This window comes from Kitasatospora sp. NPDC085879 (assembly GCF_040686255.1).
Lineage (GTDB): Bacteria > Actinomycetota > Actinomycetes > Streptomycetales > Streptomycetaceae > Kitasatospora.
Genome location: NZ_JBFBJZ010000004.1, coordinates 167461 through 186503 on the forward strand (window position 1 = coordinate 167461; position 19043 = coordinate 186503).

Genomic DNA, 19043 nt, shown 5'->3' on the forward strand with positions numbered 1-19043 from the left:
CGACGCAGTGTCAACTGTCAGTACCCGTAGGTGCCGATCAGAAAGACGGACGGACCATCAGGATGGTCTCCAGCTTGTTGGAGCTGTTCCACAGCACGTCGATCGCGGTGTGGGTGTCCGGCACCTTCACGCTGGAGTACGGGGTCTTCTCGTCCCAGTACTTCTTGGTGTGGTCGTTGAAGGTGGTGACGCCGGCCGCGCTCGGGATCTTGGTGAGCACGTCGGCCCGGTGGACCTGCAGGCCGTCGGTGCGCTCGAACCCGAACGTGGAGTCGTAGCCCTGCATGCGCGAGCGCATCAGGGTGCCGTCGGCCCACGCGATCGGGGTCGGGTGCGAGTCGACCGGCAGGATCAGACCGGAACCCGGGTGGTCGGTGACGTTGTTGTCGGACTGCGAGGTGTCCCACAGCCAGATCAGGATGCCGTTCTGGTTCTGGTAGTGGTCCACCCAGTCCGGGCGGGCCGCGGAACCGAACACGTACGGACCGGTCTTCAGCGTGGTGTCGTAGGACACGTACTGGCGGTTCTCGACGATGTAGTGCTGGGCGTAGTCCTTGGAGAACTTGCCCGTGATCCGCGAGAAGCCGGTGGCGGTCCAGCCGTTGTCACCCTGCTCCGCGTCGTCGCTGAACAGCGCGGCACCGTCGGCGTTGATCGCGATGTTGTCCAGCGCGAGGCCCTTCATGTGCAGGCCGCCGTCGGTGGTGTAGTGGAAGCGGACCTTGACGGCCTTGCCGGCGTAGGCGTTCAGCGAGTAGGACAGGTCGCCCCACTTGCCGCCCGAGTTGCCGGTGAGGCCCGGCGCGTCGGCGCCGTCCTTCTGCAGCGGGGTGCCGTTGAAGGTGCCGTCGACGGCGGTCCAGTGGGCGCCACCGTCGGTGGAGACCTCGGCGTAGCCGTAGTCGTAGTCCTGCTCGATGTCGTACCAGGCCTTGGCGGTCAGCGTCGCCGAGGTCTTGCCGGTCAGGTCGACATCACGCACCAGCGAGACGTTCAGGTCGTCCGCGCTGCCGCTCCACCACTCGTTCGCACCCGCGAACGGGGTGTTGATCTCGGTGGTGACGGTCTTGTTCGGGAGGTCGACCACCACGGCCTGCGGGCGCTTGGTGTTGTACTCCGCCGGACCGGTCCAGTGGAAGGACAGCTTGTTGGCGCTGGCCTTGTCGTAGTTCAGCCAGCCGAGCTGCAGCTTGCTCCAGGCGTCGAGGTCGCCCGGCTTGTCGCCGATCGACGACTTGCCGTCACCCAGCCAGGAACCGGAGGACATCAGCGACCAGAAGCCGACCGAGTTGTCGTCCTTGCCCGTGGTGTCGTAGAGGTCCGGCAGGCCGAGGTCGTGGCCGTACTCGTGGGCGAAGACACCGAGGCCGCCGTTCTCGGGCTGCATGGTGTAGTCGCCGACCCAGAGGCCGCTGGTGCCGACCGGGGTGCCGCCGAGCTTGTTGTTGTCCGGGCCGGTCTTGCCGGCCTGGGCACCGTAGACGTAGCTGCGGTGGGCCCAGAGCGCGTCGGTGCCCTGGACGCCGCCGCCGGCGGACTGGTCCTCACCGGCGTGCACGATCTGGAAGTGGTCGATGTAACCGTCGGGCTCGTTGAAGTTGCCGTCGTGGTCGAAGTCGTACCGGTCCCACTGGTCGTACTGCGCGATGGTGGCCTTGATCTGCTCGTCCGTCTGGCCCTTGGCCTTCTGGTCGGCGACCCAGGCGTTGATGCCGTCGCGGATCAGGTCCTGCGCGTTGTTGCAGACGTGCGCACCGCAGTAGTCCGAGCCGTAACGGGCCTCGTTCCACGGAACCTTCACCCAGTCGGTGACCTGGCCGTCGACCGAGTAGCGGCCCGAGGACTGCTTCTCGTAGAAGGTCTTCAGCGAGTCGCCGGTCTTGTTGAAGTACAGGTCCTGGTAGTGCTGCTGGTTGTAATCAGCCTGCCAGGCGGTGGAGTTGTCCTTGGTGCGGTCCGGCTGGGCGATCAGGTTGTGCGCGGGGCCGGGCTGGCCGCCGTACTTCACCTTGCCGTCGGGCGTGGTGGTGGTGCTGTCCACCTGGTCGCCGAAGTCGACGAGGATGGTGAAGATCTTGTCCGTGCGCTCACGGGCCAGCTCGACGTACTTGTCGCGGCCCAGCTTCACGGAGGTGCTGCTGCCGTGCTTCTCGATCTTGGCGGTGCCCGCCAGGAGCTGCTCGGTGGCGGCCTTCTGCTCGGCCTCGACCTTGGCGGTCAGCGGGCCCGGCAGGTCGTGGTCGACCTTGAGCGCCTGAGCGTCGGCGGGGTCGTGCGAGACAGGGGCCGGCGTGGCGGCGGTGGCCGTCCCGGGCAGCAGGCCCGTGCCGAGCGCGGCCGTGACCGCGATGGCAGCAGTGGCCGCAGCGGCCCTCTTGGATATCTTCAACGTGGTGACGTCCTCCCCTTACCGGCACGGCTCTTGGCCCGCCGGCGAACCAATGAAAGACAGGTGGACGACATTTGATCCAAGGCTCGGTCAAAAAGAAAGACCTTGACCATGCATGATCACGACGCTATCCTCCGGGATCCGTGATCAACTGACGATCGGTCAAGAGTAAAGCCTGGCCCACAGTTGGGGCATCCATCGCACGCGCACGAGCGCGCATGTTGCCCCGCCCGGGGGCCGGACGGGGCAAAATCACAGGTTATGGATGTCTAAACAGTTTTAAAACTGAAAAGGACTCGGCCCCGACGATCCGTCGGGGCCGAGTCCTTTTGCGTACTACCGGTTACTTGGTGAGGTCCGGGCCGGCGGAGCCGACCGCGGCGGCCGGGGTGTCCGCCACCGGCGACTTCTCCTCGCCGCGGAAGGTGAACTTCGCTTCCTTGCCCTCGCCCTCGGTGCCGACGACCACGATGTGGCCGGCGCGCAGCTCGCCGAAGAGGATCTTCTCGGACAGGTGGTCCTCGATCTCGCGCTGGATCGTCCGGCGCAGCGGACGGGCGCCCAGGATCGGGTCGTAGCCCTTCTTCGCCAGCAGCTTCTTGGCCTCGACGCTGAGCTCCAGGCCCATGTCGCGGTCCTTGAGGCGGCCGTCCACCTTGGCGATCATGAGGTCGACGATCTGGATGATGTCGTCCTCGGACAGCTGGTGGAACACCACGATGTCGTCGACACGGTTCAGGAACTCCGGCCGGAAGTGCTGCTTGAGCTCCTCGCTGACCTTCGCCTTCATCCGCTCGTACCCGCTGGTGGCGTCGCCCGTGGCCGCGAAGCCCAGGTTGAAGCCCTTGGAGATGTCCCGGGTGCCGAGGTTGGTGGTCATGATGATGACCGTGTTCTTGAAGTCGACCACGCGGCCCTGGGAGTCGGTCAGGCGGCCGTCCTCCAGGATCTGCAGCAGCGAGTTGAAGATGTCCGGGTGGGCCTTCTCCACCTCGTCGAAGAGGACGACGGAGAACGGCTTGCGGCGCACCTTCTCGGTCAGCTGGCCGCCCTCCTCGTAGCCCACGTAGCCGGGCGGGGAGCCGAACAGCCGGGAGACCGTGTGCTTCTCCGAGAACTCGGACATGTCGAGCGCGATCAGCGCGTCCTCGTCGCCGAAGAGGAACTCCGCCAGCGTCTTCGACAGCTCGGTCTTACCGACACCGGACGGACCGGCGAAGATGAAGGAGCCGCCGGGGCGCTTCGGGTCCTTGAGGCCCGCACGGGTGCGCCGGATGGCCTGGGAGAGCGCCTTGATGGCGTCCTTCTGGCCGATGACGCGCTTGTGCAGCTCGTCCTCCATGCGCAGCAGGCGGGAGGACTCCTCCTCGGTCAGCTTGAAGACCGGGATGCCGGTGGCGGTGGCCAGGACCTCGGCGATGAGCTCCTCGTCCACCTCGGCGACGACGTCCATGTCGCCGGCCTTCCACTCCTTCTCCCGCTTGGCCTTCGCGGTGAGCAGCTGCTTCTCGTCGTCGCGCAGCGAGGCGGCCTTCTCGAAGTCCTGCGCGTCGATCGCGCTCTCCTTCTCGCGGCGGACCTCGGCGATCTTCTCGTCGAACTCGCGCAGGTCCGGCGGCGCGGTCATCCGGCGGATGCGCATCCGGGAGCCGGCCTCGTCGATCAGGTCGATCGCCTTGTCCGGCAGGAAGCGGTCCGAGATGTACCGGTCGGCCAGGGTGGCGGCGGCGACCAGGGCGGCGTCGGTGATCGAGACCCGGTGGTGCGCCTCGTACCGGTCGCGCAGGCCCTTGAGGATCTCGATGGTGTGCGGCAGCGACGGCTCGGCGACCTGGATCGGCTGGAAGCGGCGCTCCAGCGCGGCGTCCTTCTCCAGGTGCTTGCGGTACTCGTCGAGCGTGGTGGCACCGATGGTCTGCAGCTCGCCGCGGGCCAGCATCGGCTTGAGGATGCTGGCGGCGTCGATCGCGCCCTCGGCGGCGCCCGCGCCGACCAGGGTGTGCAGCTCGTCGATGAACAGGATGATGTCGCCGCGGGTGCGGATCTCCTTGAGCACCTTCTTCAGGCGCTCCTCGAAGTCACCGCGGTACCGGGAGCCGGCGACCAGGGCGCCGAGGTCCAGGGTGTAGAGCTGCTTGTCCTTCAGCGTCTCCGGGACCTCGCCCTTGACGATCGCCTGGGCCAGACCCTCGACCACGGCGGTCTTGCCGACGCCCGGCTCACCGATCAGCACGGGGTTGTTCTTGGTGCGGCGGGACAGCACCTGCATGACCCGCTCGATCTCCTTCTCGCGCCCGATCACCGGGTCGAGCTTGGCCTCGCGCGCGGCCTGCGTCAGGTTGCGGCCGAACTGGTCGAGGACCAGCGAGGTGGAAGGAGTGCCCTCGGCGGGGCCACCGGCGGTGGCCGACTCCTTGCCGCCGCCCTGGTAACCGGAGAGCAGCTGGATGACCTGCTGCCGGACCCGGTTCAGATCGGCGCCCAGCTTCACCAGGACCTGGGCGGCGACGCCCTCGCCCTCGCGGATCAGGCCGAGCAGGATGTGCTCGGTGCCGATGTAGTTGTGGCCGAGCTGAAGGGCCTCGCGGAGCGACAGCTCCAGGACCTTCTTCGCCCGGGGGGTGAAGGGGATGTGGCCGGACGGGGCCTGCTGCCCCTGGCCGATGATCTCCTCGACCTGCTGCCGGACCGCCTCGAGCGAGATCCCGAGGCTCTCCAGGGCCTTGGCGGCGACACCCTCACCCTCGTGGATCAGACCCAGGAGGATGTGCTCGGTGCCGATGTAGTTGTGGTTGAGCATCCGGGCTTCTTCCTGAGCCAGGACGACAACCCGCCGCGCGCGGTCGGTGAACCTTTCGAACATCGTTTTCGCTCCTCAGAGCGGTCGGCCAGTTCGGGGTCCGTCCCCGCCCTGTCCTTCCGCATGCTAGTCCCGCTCAGCGGCGCGGCCCACGGACAACCCCCACTCGCGTGGGGACATCATGCTGCGCGACCAGCCGACACCATTCCCAACCTGATGCTGGGAGACGGTGTTCCCACGGGGGGCCCGGATGCACCTGATGACCGCTACGCCATCGGCGAACAGACACCGCGGTGCGGGGCCGGCCGGCCGCGCGAACTGCCTCGGCCGGGGCCCTGCGACCCCGCCCACCTGCATTCATACCCGGTATCCGGGTGAGATTCGCGCTCTTTGCCCGGTGGCGCTGTTCGCCTGGCGAGAAGTCCGTCCCGGAGCGCCGGTGGGCGCGGCGGGAATGACGCCGCATCAGGCGGGCCGGCCCGTTCGGACGGCCGATCGGGCCCGCGGGTACCGCCGGTCGGACGCTTCCCGCAGGGCCGTTCCGCTTCCTACAGCGTTGCACAGCCCGGTGCCGTCCCGCTGCCCGTCATCGGACCGGCCGATCATGCACCTGCCAGGGCGGCCGCAGGCGATCGGCCGGATCCGGAGCGCCGGGCCCCGGGGCCCGGCCGCCGGTCAGGAGGCGTGTGCCTTGTCGTACTTCGCCTTGATGTCGCTCGGGACGCGACCACGGTCGTTGATCTCCAGGCCCTGCTCCTTGGCCCAGCTGCGGATCTTCGCGGTGTCCGGGCCGGCGGTGGCCGTACGGCCTGCGGCGCGGCTGCCGCCGGTGCTGCGGCGCGCACCCGCGATCCGGCCGCTCTGCTTGCGGCCCTTCTCCACGTACGGGGCCAGCAGATCGCGGAGCTTGTCCGCGTTGGCGCCCTTCAGGTCGATCTCGTAGGCGACGCCGTCCAGCGCGAACATCACCGTCTCGTCCGCGGAGCCGCCGTCGAGATCGTCTTCAAGAATGACCTGCACCCTCTGTGCCACGGGCTTCCCTTTCCGAGTAAACGAGCCATTGTCTAGGCAAAGGAAACCGCCTTTTCCCGGAAAACTCAAACCCCTACCCGATCAGGATGCGTCCCGCAAGGCTCACAAGGGCGCGCTCAGAGGCGCAGGAGCATGCGCGAGTTGCCCAGAGTGTTGGGCTTCACCCGCTCCAGGTCCAGGAACTCCGCGACTCCTTCATCGTACGAGCGCAGGAGTTCTTCATAGACTTCCGTGGCCACGGCCGCCGGGTCTGACGTACGATCGTCGGTTTCCCCGATCTCGACGAAACCGTGTTTCGCGAAGAACGACACCTCGAACGTCAAGCAGAAAATCCGACGTACGCCGAGCCAGCGCGCGGTCTGCAGCAGCTTCTCCAGCAGGAGGTGCCCGATGCCGTGTCCGGTGCAGGACGGGTGCACCGCCAGCGTGCGGACCTCCGCGAGGTCCTCCCACATGACGTGCAGCGCCCCGCAGGCGATCACCGTGCCGGTGTCGTCGCGCTCGGCCACCCAGAACTCCTGCACGGATTCGAACAGGGTGACCGTCGGCTTGTCGAGCAGAATGCCGTCGCGCGAGTACGCGTCGATGAGTGTCCGTACGGCCCGCACGTCGGTGGTCCGCGCACGGCGGATGGTGACCTCCATGCCGGGACGCTATCGTGCCGCGCCGCCCCCGGTCTCCCCGGTGTCCCGGTCCGCCGCGGGGCGCGCCGGTTCGGAAGGAAGGACGGCGGCGACCCGCAGTGCGTCCCGCAGTGCCTCGCGTTGCTCCGGCGACATCAGTCCGAAGAAGTGCACGAGTGCCGCCGCCGGATTGTCGCTCGTCGCCCAGGCGTCGTTCATCAGAGCGGCGGTGTACGCCTCGCGCGAGGACACCGGCTCATATCGATACGCCCGGCCCGCCTGTTCCCGGCGCAGCCAGCCCTTTCTGTACAGCTTGTCGAGCACCGTCATCACGGTGGTGTACGCGATATCGCGTTCCGTCCGCAGATCCTGCAGAACCTCGCGAACCGTGACCGGGCGGTTCCACTGCCAGACCCTGGTCATGATGTCGTTCTCGAGTTCTCCGAGTTGCCGCACCATAGTCCGGCCAGGATAGGAACTGATTCGGACAAAATCGGCGATTCGGCAAGCAGACCGGCGCGCCGCCACCCCCCTGGCGGGGGGCGCCGGCGCGCCGGTGGTGTCCGAACGGCCCGCTGCGGCTATTCCGCGGCGCGGCCGGCCGAGGTGGCCATCGCGTCCGCGGCGGCGTCCTCCTTGGCCTTCTGGGCGCCGCCCTGGCTGCGGATGATCGCCCGCACCAGGAAGCCGAAACCGATCGCCATGACCAGCGGCGGCACGATCGCGCTCACGTAGTCCATCAGGTCACTCCTCTTCTGCGTCGTCCGCAGCGGCGGCGCCGCTGCCCTTCGCGGCCGCCCCGCTCTGCTGATCAGGCCGCACCAGCGGGAAGAGCACCGTCTCGCGGATGTTCTTGCCGGTGAGCAGCATGATCAGGCGGTCGACGCCGAGGCCGAGGCCGCCGGTGGGCGGCATCGCGTACTCCAGGGCCCGCAGGAAGTCCTCGTCCAGCTGCATGGCCTCGACGTCGCCGCCGGCCGCCAGCAGCGACTGGGCGGTCAGCCGTGCGCGCTGCTCGACCGGGTCGATCAGCTCGGAGTAGGCGGTGCCGATCTCGGTGCCGAAGATCACCAGGTCCCACTTCTCCGCGACGCCCGGGACGGAGCGGTGCTGGCGGGTCAGCGGGGAGACCTCGGTCGGGTAGTCCTTGATGAAGGTCGGGCGGATCGCGTGGTGCTCCAGCAGCCGCTCGATCATCTCCAGCACGATCTGGCCGTGGCCCCACTCCTTCTCCCACGGCACGCCGGCCTTGTCGGCGAGCGTGCGGAGCTCCTCGACGGAGGTCTCCGGGGTGATCTCGGTGCCGATCCGCGCGGAGATGCCCGGGTACACCGAGACCTCCTCCCACGGCTCGGCCAGGTCGATCTCGTGCTCCTCGCCGTCCGGGCCGAGGCCCTTGACCACGGTGGTGCCGAGGGCGTCCCGGGCGGCGTTGACGATGATCGCGCGGATCAGCTCGGCCTGGGTGTCGTAGTCGCCGTACGCCTCGTACGACTCCAGGGCGGTGAACTCCGGGTTGTGGGTCGCGTCGGCGCCCTCGTTGCGGAAGTTCCGGTTGATCTCGAAGACCTTCTCGGCGCCGCCGACGACCAGCCGCTTGAGGTAGAGCTCGGTCGCGATGCGCAGGTAGAGCTCGATGTCGTAGGCGTTGATGTGCGTCTTGAACGGACGGGCGTTGGCGCCGCCGTGGATCGGCTGCAGCATCGGGGTCTCGACCTCGAGGTAGCCGCGGTCCTCGTAGGTGCGGCGGATCGAGCGGATCACCTTGGTGCGCAGCTGGAGCATCTCGCGCGCCTCGGGGTTCACGATGAGGTCCACGTAGCGCTGGCGGACCCGGGCCTCCGGGTCGGTCAGGCCCTTGTGCTTGTCCGGCAGCGGCCGCAGGCACTTCGCGGTGAGCTCCCAGCGGTCGACCATGACGCTCAGCTCGCCGCGGCGGGAGGTGATGACCTCGCCCTCCACGCCGACCTGGTCGCCGAGGTCGATGTCGGTCTTCCAGGCAGACAGCCGCTCCTCGCCCAGCTTGTCGAGCGAGAGCATCACCTGCAGGTCGCCGGAGCCGTCGCGCAGGGTGGCGAAGCACAGCTTGCCGCCGGTGCGGGCCAGGATCACGCGGCCGGTGATGCCGACGCGCTCGCCGGTCGCGGTGTCCGCGGCCAGGTCCGGGTGCTTGGCACGCAGGTCGGCGATGGTGGTGGTGCGGGGGAATCCGACCGGGTACGGGTCGATTCCGGCCGCCCGGAGCCGGTCCAGCTTCTCGCGCCGGACGCGCATCTGCTCGGGGAGGTCGTCGGTCGCGGGGGCGGTGGTCTGATCGCTCACCCCACAAGGGTAGCCACCGCCGGGGCCCGCTCCGTGCCGGGTGGGACGGGCCCGCGCCGGACGGGCGGCGGCCCCGGAGGCCGCGGGGGCGCTCCGGGGCCGCCGGGGCCCGGGCCGAGGCTCAGCCGGTACCGGTGGCGAGCTCGGTCTCCTCGTCCTCGGGGGCGGGCGGCTGGGGCTGCGGCCGGGCCTTGGGGCGGCGGCCGAAGAGCTCGGCGGGGGTGGGCATCCTGCGGGGCTGCGGCTGCTCGCCGGGGGCCGGGGGCCTGGGGGTGCTGCTCATCGGGACGCGTCCTCCAACGATGGTGGCGGGCAGGGGGTCGGACACCGGGCTCGGCACGGCCGTCAGGTGTCGCTGGCCGGCGGCCAGCGACAGCCGCTCGCGGACCTCGGCCTCGGCCAGCGCGTGGCAGCGGCCGGCCAGCCGGGAGCGCCGGGCGTGCTCGGTGTGGCCGCATGGCTGCCGGGAGAGCGAGCGCAGCGCCGACAGGTCCTCGGGGGTGGGGAGGTAGCCGTCCGTCACGGCCTCCTCCAGCCGTTCCAGGTACCCCCGGGCGCTGCCGGGCAGCGCCGACCGGTAGCGGGCCAGGTCGGCCAGCAGGAAGCTGCGCAGCCGGCCGCCCTCCCGGACCGCCTCGTCGATGGACTCGGTGAGCTGCAGGGCGTCCTGCACGTCCTCCGCCACGTGTGCGGCGGACGGTCCGGGCGGCTGCAGCCGGTCGGGAAGGGCCGGGTAGAGGGCTTGGGCGAGGGCGCGGCGCAGCACGCGGACTTCGTCGGCGCTGAAAGCCATGCCGCCGCGCGATCCGTGTGGCGTAGGCATGAGGTGACAGTACGTGGCGTACGTCCGATTTCGGGCGATTGGCGCCGCAGTTGTCCCGATTGGCGTATCTGCCGCTGATCCGACCTGCCGACGGTCGGCCCGGCGGGGCCGACCGACCGTCAGCAGGCTTGGCACTCAGGCCCGTTCAGACCTTGTTGCGCTCCCAGACCAGCCGCAGGCCGATCAGCGTGAGCCAGGGCTCGTGCACGTCGATGGTCTCGGCCTCGCCGAGGACGAGCGGCGCCAGGCCGCCGGTGGCGATCACCTGGACGTCGTCCGGGTCCTTGGCGAGCTCCCGGGCCATCCGGTTCACCAGGCCGTCGACCTGCCCGGCGAAGCCGTACAGGATGCCGGACTGCATACCCTCAACGGTGTTCTTGCCGATGACGTTGCGGGGGCGGGCCAACTCGATCTTGCGCAGCTGCGCGCCGCGCAGCCCCAGCGCCTCCACCGAGATCTCGATGCCCGGCGCGATCGCGCCGCCCACGTAGTCGCCGCGGGCGTTCACCGCGTCGAAGGTGGTGGCGGTGCCGAAGTCCACCACGATGCACGGGCCGCCGTACAGGTGGTTGGCGGCCAGCGCGTTCACGATCCGGTCGGCGCCGACCTCCTTGGGGTTGTCCATCAGGACGTGCACCCCGGTCTTCACCCCCGGCTCCACGATCACCGCGGGCACGTCGCCGTAGTAGCGGCGCGTCACCTCGCGGAGCTCGTGGAGCACGGCGGGCACCGAGGAGCAGATCGCCAGCCCGGCCACCCGGTCGTCGGCGGACACGATGGGGTGGGCGCCCATCAGGCCCTGCAGCAGCACCGCCAGCTCGTCCGCGGTGCGCCGCGGGTCGGTGGAGATCCGCCAGTGTTCGACGATCTCCTCGCCGTCGAACAGGCCGAGCGTGGTCTGGGTGTTGCCGACGTCGATGGTCAGGAGCACAGGACGGCTTTCTGTTGAGGCTGGGTCAGGCGCGGAGGTCGAGGCCGATGTCGAGGACCGGAGAGGAGTGCGTCAGGGCACCGACGGCCAGGTAGTCGACACCAGTCTCGGCGACCTCGCGCGCCGTGGCCAGGGTCAGTCCGCCGGACGCCTCCAGCTTCGCCCGGCCGGCCACCACGGCGACGGCCTCCTTGAGCTGCGGCACGGTGAAGTTGTCGAGCAGGACCAGGTCCGCCCCGGCCTCCAGCACCGGCGTGATCTGGTCCACGGTGTCGACCTCGACCTCGACGGCGAGGTCCGGGTAGGCCGCCCGCACCGCGCGGAACGCCTCCGCGACACCGCCGGCCGCCACCACGTGGTTGTCCTTCACCAGCGCGGCGTCGGACAGCGCCATCCGGTGGTTGGCGCCGCCGCCGCAGCGGACCGCGAACTTCTCCAGCGCCCGCAGGCCCGGGGTGGTCTTGCGGGTGTCCCGGACGACCGCGCCGGTGCCCTCCAGGACGTCCGCCCAGGCCCGGGTCGCGGTGGCGATGCCGGACAGGTGGCAGAGCAGGTTGAGCGCGCTGCGCTCGGCGGTCAGCAGGTCCCGGGTGCGGCTGCGCACGGAGAGCAGCACCTGGCCGGCCTCGACCCGGGCGCCGTCCTCGACGTGCCGCTCGACCTCGAACTCCTCCTCGCAGACCAGGGAGACCACGGCCTCGGCCACCCGCAGGCCGGCCACCACGCCGGCCTGGCGGGCGGTGAAGTCGGCGGTGGCGACGGCGTCCGCCGGGACGGTCGCCACCGAGGTGACGTCCTCGCCGCCGGCCAGGTCCTCGCCGAGCGCGAGCATCGCGATGTCCTCGACCTCGACCGGGTCCAGGCCGGCCTCCTCCAGCAGCGCCGCGAGCGCCGGGTCCAGACCGGTCTCGTACGCCTCGCCCTCGCCGCAGGCGCAGCCGTCGCCGCAGCCGCCGGCGGAGGCGAGCGGGAGTTCGTCGTGGGTCATGGTGGTGCTCCTCGTTGATCGGCTGGGTCAGGCCAGGTGCGCGGGGAACCGCGCGATGCGGGAGGTGCGGCGCCGCACCCGCCCCGAAGGGGGTGTGGTGCAGGTGCCGCGATGGTGCTGTCGGGCGGTGGCCGGTCGCGCGGTCGACCCCGGGCCCGGCGGCCGGGAGGCGGCTCCACGCGTCCGTGCTCCGCTCACCCCTGGACGCACGGTGCACCCGTCTCGTCGAGGGTGGTGGTCAGGTGGCGCCGCCAGTGGGCGTCGTCGCGCTCGGGGAAGTCCTCGCGCCAGTGGCAGCCGCGGGTCTCCGCACGGAGTGCCGCGGCGGCGACCAGGGCGGTCGCCACCAGGTGCAGGTTGGTGGCCTCCCAGGTCTCCACCCGCGGGTCGGCCGGCTTCTCCTCGGTGGAGAGCTCGCGGGCGTCGGAGGCCAGCCGGGCCAGCCCCTCCGCGGTGGCGGCCATCGACGCGGCCGAGCGCAGCACGCCCGCGCCGCGCGACATCAGCCGCTGGACCTCGGCGCGGGTCTCCGGGGCGAGCAGCGGGACGGGGCGGGCGCCGCGGGCCGCGGCGACGTCCACCGTGCGCTCGGGGAGGTCGCCGGCGGCGTGCCGGGCGGCCAGGTCGGCGGCGATCCGCTCGGCGAAGACCAGGCCCTCCAGCAGCGAGTTGGAGGCCAGCCGGTTGGCGCCGTGCACGCCGGTGCAGGCGACCTCGCCGCAGGCGTACAGGCCGGGCACGCTGGTGCGGCCGGACAGGTCGGTGCGGACGCCGCCGGAGGCGTAGTGGGCGGCGGGCGCGACCGGGACGGGCTCGGTGACCGGGTCGATGCCGTGCGACCGGCAGGAGGCGAGGATCGTCGGGAAGCGGTGCTCCCACATCTCGGCGCCGAAGTGCCGGCCGTCGAGGTACATGTGCTCGGTGCCGCGCAGCTGCATCTGCCGGGTGATCGCCTTGGCGACGATGTCGCGCGGGGCGAGTTCGGCGAGTTCGTGCTGCCCGAGCATGAACCGCTCGCCGGAGGCGTCGACCAGGTGGGCGCCCTCGCCGCGGACGGCCTCGGAGACCAGCGGCTGCTGGCCCTCGGCGTCCGGGCCGAGCCACAGCACGGTCGGGTGGAACTGGACGAACTCCAGGTCGGCGACGTCCGCGCCGGCGCGCAGCGCGAGCGCGACGCCGTCGCCGGTGGAGACCGCCGGGTTGGTGGTCGCGGAGAAGACCTGGCCCATGCCGCCGGTGGCGAGCACCACGGCGCGGGCGCGCAGCGCGCCGACGCCGTCGCGCTGGCCCTCGCCCATCACGTGCAGGGTCAGCCCGGCGGCGTGGCCCTCCGCGTCGGTGAGCAGGTCGAGGACGAGCGCGTGCTCGATCAGCTCGATGCCCGGGTCGCTGCGGACGGCGGCGACCAGCGCGCGGGATATCTCGGCGCCGGTGGCGTCGCCGCCGGCGTGCGCGATCCGGCGGCGGTGGTGGCCGCCCTCGCGGGTGAGCAGGATCGAGCCGTCGGCGTCCTGGTCGAAGGCGGCGCCGACGGCGATCAGCCGCCGGACGGCGTCCGGGCCCTCCGTGACGAGGGCGCGGACCGCGTCCTCGTCGCACAGGCCGGCGCCGGCGACCAGGGTGTCGTCGAGGTGCTGCTCGGGGGTGTCGCCCTCGCCCAGGGCGGCGGCGATGCCGCCCTGGGCCCAGCGGGTGGAGCCGTCGTCGAGCATCGCCTTGGTGACCACGGTGGCCCGCAGACCGGCCTTGCGGGCGTTCAGCGCGACGGTCAGGCCGGCGACGCCGGAACCGACCACGACCACGTCGGTGGTCGCGGTCCAGCCGGGTGCCGGGGCGGTCAGGCGATACTGCATGGCTTCAGTCGCTCCTTCAGCGTGCGGTGTCGGCGGTCGCGCCGTCCGCATCACGGTACGCTCCCGCCGACTTGGGCGTGTCCACTGTCAGATCACCGCGGACGAGGCCGCTGCCCTCGGGTGCGTCGGCCGGGTCCCCGCCCATGCCGGTGATCCGGTTGTCGCCGTCCACGAAGACCACCTTGGGCAGGTACGCCTTGGCCTCGGCGGTGTCCATCTGGCCGTACGCGATGAGGATCACCAGATCGCCGGGGTGCACCAGGCGGGCCGCGGCGCCGTTGATGCCGATCACGCCGGAGCCGCGCGGGCCCGCGATGGTGTAGGTCTCCAGGCGGGCGCCGTTGTTGATGTCGACGATGTGGACGAGCTCGCCGGGGAGCAGGTCCGCGGCGTCGAGCAGGTCCTCGTCGACGGTGACGGAGCCGACGTAGTGCAGGTCGGCCTGGGTCACCGTGGCCCGGTGGATCTTGGACTTGAGCATGGTGCGGAGCATCTGGTCACGCCTCCTGGTGGGACCCCCGGCCGGGCCGGGGGAGAGTGCATGCCTACGGGGGTCGAACGCTGGTGGAGCTACCGGACGATGACGCCGACGTTGTCGATCAGGCGGGTGGAGCCCACCTTGGCGGCCACGGCCAGTACCGCCTCGCCGGTGAAGTCGTCCGGCGCCTCGGTGAAGGAGTCCGGATCGATCAGGGCGAGGTAGTCGGGGGTGACACCCTCGGCGGCGTCCAGGACGGCCGCGGCGGCCTCGCGGACCGCCTTGGCGCCCTGCGCGCCCGCGTCGCGGCCGGCGAACAGCGCCCCGGACAGGGCCAGCGCCTGCGCGCGCTCGGTGTCGGAGAGGAAGCGGTTGCGGGAGGAGAGCGCCAGCCCGTCCTCCTCGCGGACGGTCGGCACGCCGACGACCTCCACGTCGAAGTCCAGGTCGGCGACCATGCGGCGGACGATCGCCAGCTGCTGGGCGTCCTTCTCGCCGAAGAGCGCGAAGTCCGGGTCCGTGATGTGCAGCAGCTTGGCGACGACGGTCAGCATGCCGTCGAAGTGCCCCGGGCGGGCGGCGCCCTCGAAGCCGTCGCCCATCGGCCCGGCGGACAGCCGCACCAGCGGCTCGCCGTTCGGGTACATCTCCTCGGCGGTCGGGGCGAACACCACGTCGGCGCCCGCCTCGCGGGCCACCTCCAGGTCGGCGTCCAGGCTGCGCGGGTAGCGGTCGAGGTCCTCGCCGGCGCCGAACTGCAGCGGGTTGACGAAGACCGTCACCGCGACCCGGCCGTCCCGGCCGACCTGGCGGCGGGCCGCGCGGATCAGCGCGGCGTGGCCGGCGTGCAGCGCGCCCATGGTCATCACCACGGCGTTCTCCACCGGCTGCTCGTCGGGCCAGAACGCGGCCTCGAACTCGTCGACGGTCCGGGTGAGCGCGGTGGTGCGGGGGGCCGTCTTCGCCGGCTGCTTGCCGCGTGCCATCAGGGGGTCTCCTCGTTGAGTACGTCCAGCAGCGCCGCCGCCGCTTCTTCCTTGAGCGATCCGCCGCGGACCGCCCGCTGCGCGGTGGCCCGGGCCATCGCACGGTATGCCTGGCCGATGTCCGGGGACACCGTCCGCAGCTGCTCCAGGTGCCGGCGCAGCGTGCCCGCGTCACCGCGGGCGACCGGGCCGGTGAGCGCGGCGTCGCCGGAGCGCAGGGTGTTGTCCAGGGCCGCGCCGAGCAGCGGGCCGAGCAGCCGGCCCGGCTCGGCGACCCCGGCGCTGTGCAGCAGCTCCATCGCCTGCGAGACCAGCGTGACCAGGTGGTTCGAGCCGTGCGCGAGCGCCGTGTGGTAGAGCGGACGGACCTCCTCGGGCACCCACTCCGGCTCGCCGCCCATCTCCACGACCAGCGCCTCGGCGACCGGCCGCAGCTCCTCGGGGGCGGTCACCCCGAACGGGCAGCCGGCCAGCCGGGCCAGGTCCACCGAGGTGCCGGTGAAGGTCATCGCCGGGTGCAGCGCCAGCGGTAGCGCGCCCGCGCGGGCGGCGGGCTCCAGCACGGCCACGCCGTGCGCGCCGGAGGTGTGCACCACGAGCTGGCCCGGGCGGATCGCGCCGGTCGCGGACAGCCCGGCGACGAGGTCGGCGAGCGCGTCGTCGGGCACCGTCAGGAGCACCAGGTCGGCGGCGGCCAGCACCTGCGGCGGGCTCACCAGCCGGACACCCGGCAGCAGGGCCTCGGCGCGGCGCCGGGAGGCGGCGGACACCCCGGAGGCGGCGACCACCCGGTGGCCGGCCAGCTGCAGGGCGGCGCCCAGGGCGGGGCCCACCCGGCCGGTGCCGACCACGCCGACGGCGAGCCGGGCGGGCCGGTTCTCCGGGTCCAGCGGATCGCCGAAGGGGTCGGTCGGCCCGAGGGCCGGGGCATTGTCGGACGCGCTCACCGCTCGGCCCTCGTCATTGCTTCCCGTTCCAGTCCTGTGCAGGTACCAGACGTACCGCTCCATCGTACGGGGCCCCCGGTGCGGCCCGGCCGGGCGGGGCCGGGCCGCCGGATCTCCACGGAAGCTTCACGACCCAGCCGGCGCTCCGAACGCTACGGGCGGGTAACTTGGCGCAGTCCGAGCCCCGGGACCCCGAGGGAGACCATGCCCAGACGCCTCGGCCTTGCCCGTCCGCGCCGCCCCCGCACCATCCGTACCCGGATCATCGCGCTGGTGCTGATCCCCGTGGTCGCCCTGGTCGGCCTGTGGACCTTCGCGATGGTCTCGATGACCGGCGACCTGCGCGCCCTCGTCCGGCTCAAGGACGCCTACTCGTACTTCGGCAGCCCGGTGGACACCGCCGTCGGCCAGATCCAGATCGAGCGCCGGCTGGCCGCCGAGTACCTCGGCTCCGGCGGCGACCAGGCCGCCCTCGCCGCCTACACCGACCAGCAGCGGAGCACCGACGAGAAGATCCGCGCGATGCGGGCCGCCGCCGAGAACCCCGACCGGCAGGACTGGCTCACCGCCGAACAGCGCGGCACCCTCGCCGCCGTGCTGCGCGGCACGGAAGGCCTGACCCCGCTCCGGCAGGCCGTGATCACCCGCTCCCTCGGCTGGGACACCGCGGTCGACCGCTACACCGCCGTCGTCGAACCCTCCTTCGCCGTCCAGTCCGCGCTCACCGCGCTGCAGGCCGGCCGGCTCGCCCGCGAGGCCCAGGTGGTCGTCGAGCTGGTCCGGGTCCGCGAGTTCGTCTCCCGGGAGGACGCCCTGGGCTCCGGCGCCCGGGCCGCCGGCTCCTTCACCCCCGCGCAGTTCCGAGCCTTCGCCGCCGTCGTCGAGGACCGCCGGGTCTTCCAGCGCACCTACGTCGCCGCACTGCCCGCCGACTCCCGGGCCGGCTTCGAGACCTTCGCCGTCGACCCCCGCTACACCGCCCTGGTCGCCGCCGAGGACGGCGTCCTGGAGCCCGGCGCCGACGCCGCCGGCCGCGCCGTCGACCGCGGCGGCTGGCGCACCACCATGGACCCGGTCGTCCACCGCTACATGGAGCTGTGCCAGGACGCCGCCCTCAACTCCGCCGCCCGCGGCCGCGCCTACGCCGGCGACCAGCTGCTGAAGGCCGGCCTCGCGGGCGGCGGCGGACTGCTCGCCGTGGTGTTCTCCGTCTGGTACTCGGTGCGCACCGGCCGCCGGATCACCCGGCGGCTGGCCCGGCTGCGGGTCGCCGCCGACCGGCTGGCCAACCGCCAGCTGCCCGACGTCGTCCGCCGGCTGGCGGCCGGCGAGACGGTCGACGTGGAACGCGCCGCACCGCGGCTCGCGTTCGCCGCCGGCGAGGACGACGACGAGATCGGCGACCTCGGCCGCGCCCTCAACCACGCCCGGCGCGCCGCGGTCGAGGCCGCCGTCGAACAGGCCCGGCTGCGGTCCGGCATCTCCGCCGTCTTCGTCAACATCGCCCGCCGCAGCCAGGCCCTGATCCACCGCCAGCTCAAGCAGCTGGACACCATGGAGCGCCGCGCCACCGACCCCGACGAGCTCGCCGACCTCTTCCGGGTCGACCACCTGGCCACCCGGATGCGCCGCCACGCCGAGGGCCTGATCATCCTCTCCGGCGCCGCCCCCGGCCGGATGTGGCGCCGGCCCGTCCCGCTGGTCGAGGTGGTCGGCTCCGCGGTCGGCGCCGTCGAGGAGTACGAGCGGGTGGTCGTCCCGCCGATGCCGCAGGTGTTCATCGCCGGCGCGGCCGTCGCCGACCTCGCCCACCTGGTCGCCGAACTCATCGAGAACGCCGCGTCCTTCTCGCCCCCGCACACCCAGGTCACCATGCGGGCCGGCGAGGCCGCCCACGGCTGCGTCCTGGAGATCGACGACCGCGGCCTCGGCATGGACGAGGAGGAACTCGCCGCCGCCAACCGCACCCTCGCCGACCCCCGGGAGTTCGACCCCACCCGCGCCGAGCGGCTCGGCCTCTTCGTCACCGGCCGGCTCGCCCGCCGGCACGGCATCGAGGTGACGCTGCGCCGCTCCCCGTACGGCGGCACCACCGCCGTGGTGCTGCTGCCGAGGACCGTGCTCGCCGAGCCGCCCGAGCCCGCGCCCGGCCCGCGGCCCGTCCCGGCGCCCGAGGCCCCCGCCGAGCCCGCGCCGGCCGTCGACACCCCGGCCGCCGCCGTGCTGCCGATGCGGCGCGCCCTGCCCACCCGGACCCGCCAGGCGTCCCTGGCCCCGCAGCTGAAGACCCCGGACAGCGCACCGGACACAGCCGACCGACCGGCCGCCCCGGCGCCCGCCGAGGTGTCGGCCGAAGAGATGGGCGCCGTCTTCGGCGCGTTCCAGCGCGGGCTGGACCGCGGCCGCGGCCCCCACAGCCCGCACCACCCGGAGGACGAACGATGAGCACGCCCGACACCACCACGCCGGCCGCCGACGGCCTGGACTGGCTGCTGGAGGACCTGGTCGACCGCACCGAGCACGTCCGCCGGGCCGTACTGCTCTCCTCCGACGGACTGCCCACCGCGGCCTCCGCCGGCCTGAGCACCGAGGACGCCGACCACCTCGCCGCCGTCTGCTCGGGCTTCCACAGCCTCGCCAAGGGCGTCGGCAGCCGCTTCGCGGCGGGCGGCGTCCGGCAGACCATGGTGATGCTGGAGGACGCCTTCCTCTTCGTCTCCCCGGCCGGCGAGGGCAGCTGCCTCGCCGTGCTGTGCGGGCCGCAGGCGGACGTCGGCCAGATCGCCTACGAGATGCAGATGCTCGTCCGCCGGGTCGGCCGCCATCTGTCCACCCCGGCCCGGGCCGACGCCGACCCGGCCCGCGACTGAC

The 19043-nt window shown here is 72.1% G+C and carries 15 protein-coding genes and 1 pseudogene; 2 read left to right on the top strand and 14 right to left on the bottom strand.

Annotated features, from left to right (window positions below):
- Window positions 1–37: 37 nt before the first annotated feature.
- The 14 genes and pseudogenes from AB0P35_RS05315 to AB0P35_RS05380 all read right to left on the bottom strand — a co-directional run bounded on the left by AB0P35_RS05315 (window position 38) and on the right by AB0P35_RS05380 (window position 16172).
- Window positions 38–2389, bottom strand: coding sequence for an immune inhibitor A domain-containing protein (locus AB0P35_RS05315; RefSeq protein WP_363506752.1), 2352 nt, complete (start codon window positions 2387–2389; stop codon window positions 38–40).
- A 343-nt stretch (window positions 2390–2732) separates the two neighbouring features.
- Window positions 2733–5252 (bottom strand): ATP-dependent Clp protease ATP-binding subunit, encoded by a 2520-nt coding sequence (locus tag AB0P35_RS05320; RefSeq protein WP_363506755.1) that lies wholly within the window; start codon window positions 5250–5252, stop codon window positions 2733–2735.
- A gap of 612 nt (window positions 5253–5864) precedes the next feature.
- Window positions 5865–6221 carry an Lsr2 family protein gene (locus AB0P35_RS05325; protein ID WP_363506758.1) on the bottom strand — a complete coding sequence of 119 codons (357 nt, stop codon included), beginning with the start codon at window positions 6219–6221 and terminating at the stop codon, window positions 5865–5867.
- A 116-nt stretch (window positions 6222–6337) separates the two neighbouring features.
- Window positions 6338–6865 carry an amino-acid N-acetyltransferase gene (locus tag AB0P35_RS05330; RefSeq protein ID WP_095874257.1) on the bottom strand — a complete coding sequence of 176 codons (528 nt, stop codon included), beginning with the start codon at window positions 6863–6865 and terminating at the stop codon, window positions 6338–6340.
- A 9-nt stretch (window positions 6866–6874) separates the two neighbouring features.
- Window positions 6875–7303, bottom strand: coding sequence for a BlaI/MecI/CopY family transcriptional regulator (locus AB0P35_RS05335; RefSeq protein WP_363506762.1), 429 nt, complete (start codon window positions 7301–7303; stop codon window positions 6875–6877).
- A 122-nt stretch (window positions 7304–7425) separates the two neighbouring features.
- On the bottom strand, window positions 7426–7584 hold the full coding sequence (locus tag AB0P35_RS05340; protein WP_363506765.1) for a hypothetical protein: 159 nt from the start codon (window positions 7582–7584) through the stop codon (window positions 7426–7428).
- Between the two features lie 4 nt (window positions 7585–7588).
- Window positions 7589–9148 (bottom strand): annotated as a pseudogene (lysX, locus tag AB0P35_RS05345) (bifunctional lysylphosphatidylglycerol synthetase/lysine--tRNA ligase LysX); the annotation flags it as partial.
- Between the two features lie 139 nt (window positions 9149–9287).
- Complete coding sequence (locus AB0P35_RS05350) at window positions 9288–9959, bottom strand: hypothetical protein (RefSeq protein ID WP_363506768.1); 672 nt, start codon at window positions 9957–9959, stop codon at window positions 9288–9290.
- 175 nt (window positions 9960–10134) lie between these two features.
- The gene (locus tag AB0P35_RS05355) at window positions 10135–10920 is read right to left on the bottom strand and encodes a type III pantothenate kinase (protein ID WP_095874261.1); all 786 of its coding nucleotides are present in this window, start codon (window positions 10918–10920) and stop codon (window positions 10135–10137) included.
- 25 nt (window positions 10921–10945) lie between these two features.
- On the bottom strand, window positions 10946–11908 hold the full coding sequence (gene nadC / locus AB0P35_RS05360; protein ID WP_363506771.1) for a carboxylating nicotinate-nucleotide diphosphorylase: 963 nt from the start codon (window positions 11906–11908) through the stop codon (window positions 10946–10948).
- Window positions 11909–12102: 194 nt separating this feature from the next.
- Window positions 12103–13761, bottom strand: coding sequence for an L-aspartate oxidase (locus AB0P35_RS05365; protein ID WP_363506774.1), 1659 nt, complete (start codon window positions 13759–13761; stop codon window positions 12103–12105).
- A gap of 16 nt (window positions 13762–13777) precedes the next feature.
- A complete protein-coding gene (gene panD, locus AB0P35_RS05370) occupies window positions 13778–14254 on the bottom strand; it encodes an aspartate 1-decarboxylase (protein ID WP_095874264.1) in 477 nt (158 codons plus the stop codon).
- Window positions 14255–14331: 77 nt separating this feature from the next.
- The gene (panC, locus tag AB0P35_RS05375; RefSeq protein WP_363506777.1) at window positions 14332–15225 is read right to left on the bottom strand and encodes a pantoate--beta-alanine ligase; all 894 of its coding nucleotides are present in this window, start codon (window positions 15223–15225) and stop codon (window positions 14332–14334) included.
- Complete coding sequence (locus AB0P35_RS05380) at window positions 15225–16172, bottom strand: DUF2520 domain-containing protein (RefSeq protein WP_363506780.1); 948 nt, start codon at window positions 16170–16172, stop codon at window positions 15225–15227. The genes panC and AB0P35_RS05380 overlap by 1 nt, the downstream gene beginning before the upstream one ends.
- 204 nt (window positions 16173–16376) lie before the next feature.
- On the opposite strand from AB0P35_RS05380, the gene AB0P35_RS05385 reads away from it, so the two are divergent.
- On the top strand, window positions 16377–18617 hold the full coding sequence (locus tag AB0P35_RS05385) for a nitrate- and nitrite sensing domain-containing protein (protein WP_363506783.1): 2241 nt from the start codon (window positions 16377–16379) through the stop codon (window positions 18615–18617).
- The gene (locus tag AB0P35_RS05390) at window positions 18614–19042 is read left to right on the top strand and encodes a roadblock/LC7 domain-containing protein (RefSeq protein WP_095874268.1); all 429 of its coding nucleotides are present in this window, start codon (window positions 18614–18616) and stop codon (window positions 19040–19042) included. The genes AB0P35_RS05385 and AB0P35_RS05390 overlap by 4 nt, the downstream gene beginning before the upstream one ends.
- Window position 19043: the final 1 nt, after the last annotated feature.

Bases quoted from the DNA above. Each gene is read 5' to 3' on its own strand.
- AB0P35_RS05320 (WP_363506755.1), bottom strand. From the start codon at position 5,252: ATGTTCGAAAGGTTCACCGACCGCGCGCGGCGGGTTGTCGTCCTGGCT.
- AB0P35_RS05330 (WP_095874257.1), bottom strand. From the start codon at position 6,865: ATGGAGGTCACCATCCGCCGTGCGCGGACCACCGACGTGCGGGCCGTA.
- AB0P35_RS05335 (WP_363506762.1), bottom strand. From the start codon at position 7,303: ATGGTGCGGCAACTCGGAGAACTCGAGAACGACATCATGACCAGGGTC.
- AB0P35_RS05340 (WP_363506765.1), bottom strand. From the start codon at position 7,584: ATGGACTACGTGAGCGCGATCGTGCCGCCGCTGGTCATGGCGATCGGT.
- AB0P35_RS05350 (WP_363506768.1), bottom strand. From the start codon at position 9,959: ATGGCTTTCAGCGCCGACGAAGTCCGCGTGCTGCGCCGCGCCCTCGCC.
- nadC (WP_363506771.1), bottom strand. From the start codon at position 11,908: ATGACCCACGACGAACTCCCGCTCGCCTCCGCCGGCGGCTGCGGCGAC.
- AB0P35_RS05365 (WP_363506774.1), bottom strand. From the start codon at position 13,761: ATGCAGTATCGCCTGACCGCCCCGGCACCCGGCTGGACCGCGACCACC.
- panD (WP_095874264.1), bottom strand. From the start codon at position 14,254: ATGCTCCGCACCATGCTCAAGTCCAAGATCCACCGGGCCACGGTGACC.
- panC (WP_363506777.1), bottom strand. From the start codon at position 15,225: ATGGCACGCGGCAAGCAGCCGGCGAAGACGGCCCCCCGCACCACCGCG.
- AB0P35_RS05385 (WP_363506783.1), top strand. From the start codon at position 16,377: ATGCCCAGACGCCTCGGCCTTGCCCGTCCGCGCCGCCCCCGCACCATC.
- AB0P35_RS05390 (WP_095874268.1), top strand. From the start codon at position 18,614: ATGAGCACGCCCGACACCACCACGCCGGCCGCCGACGGCCTGGACTGG.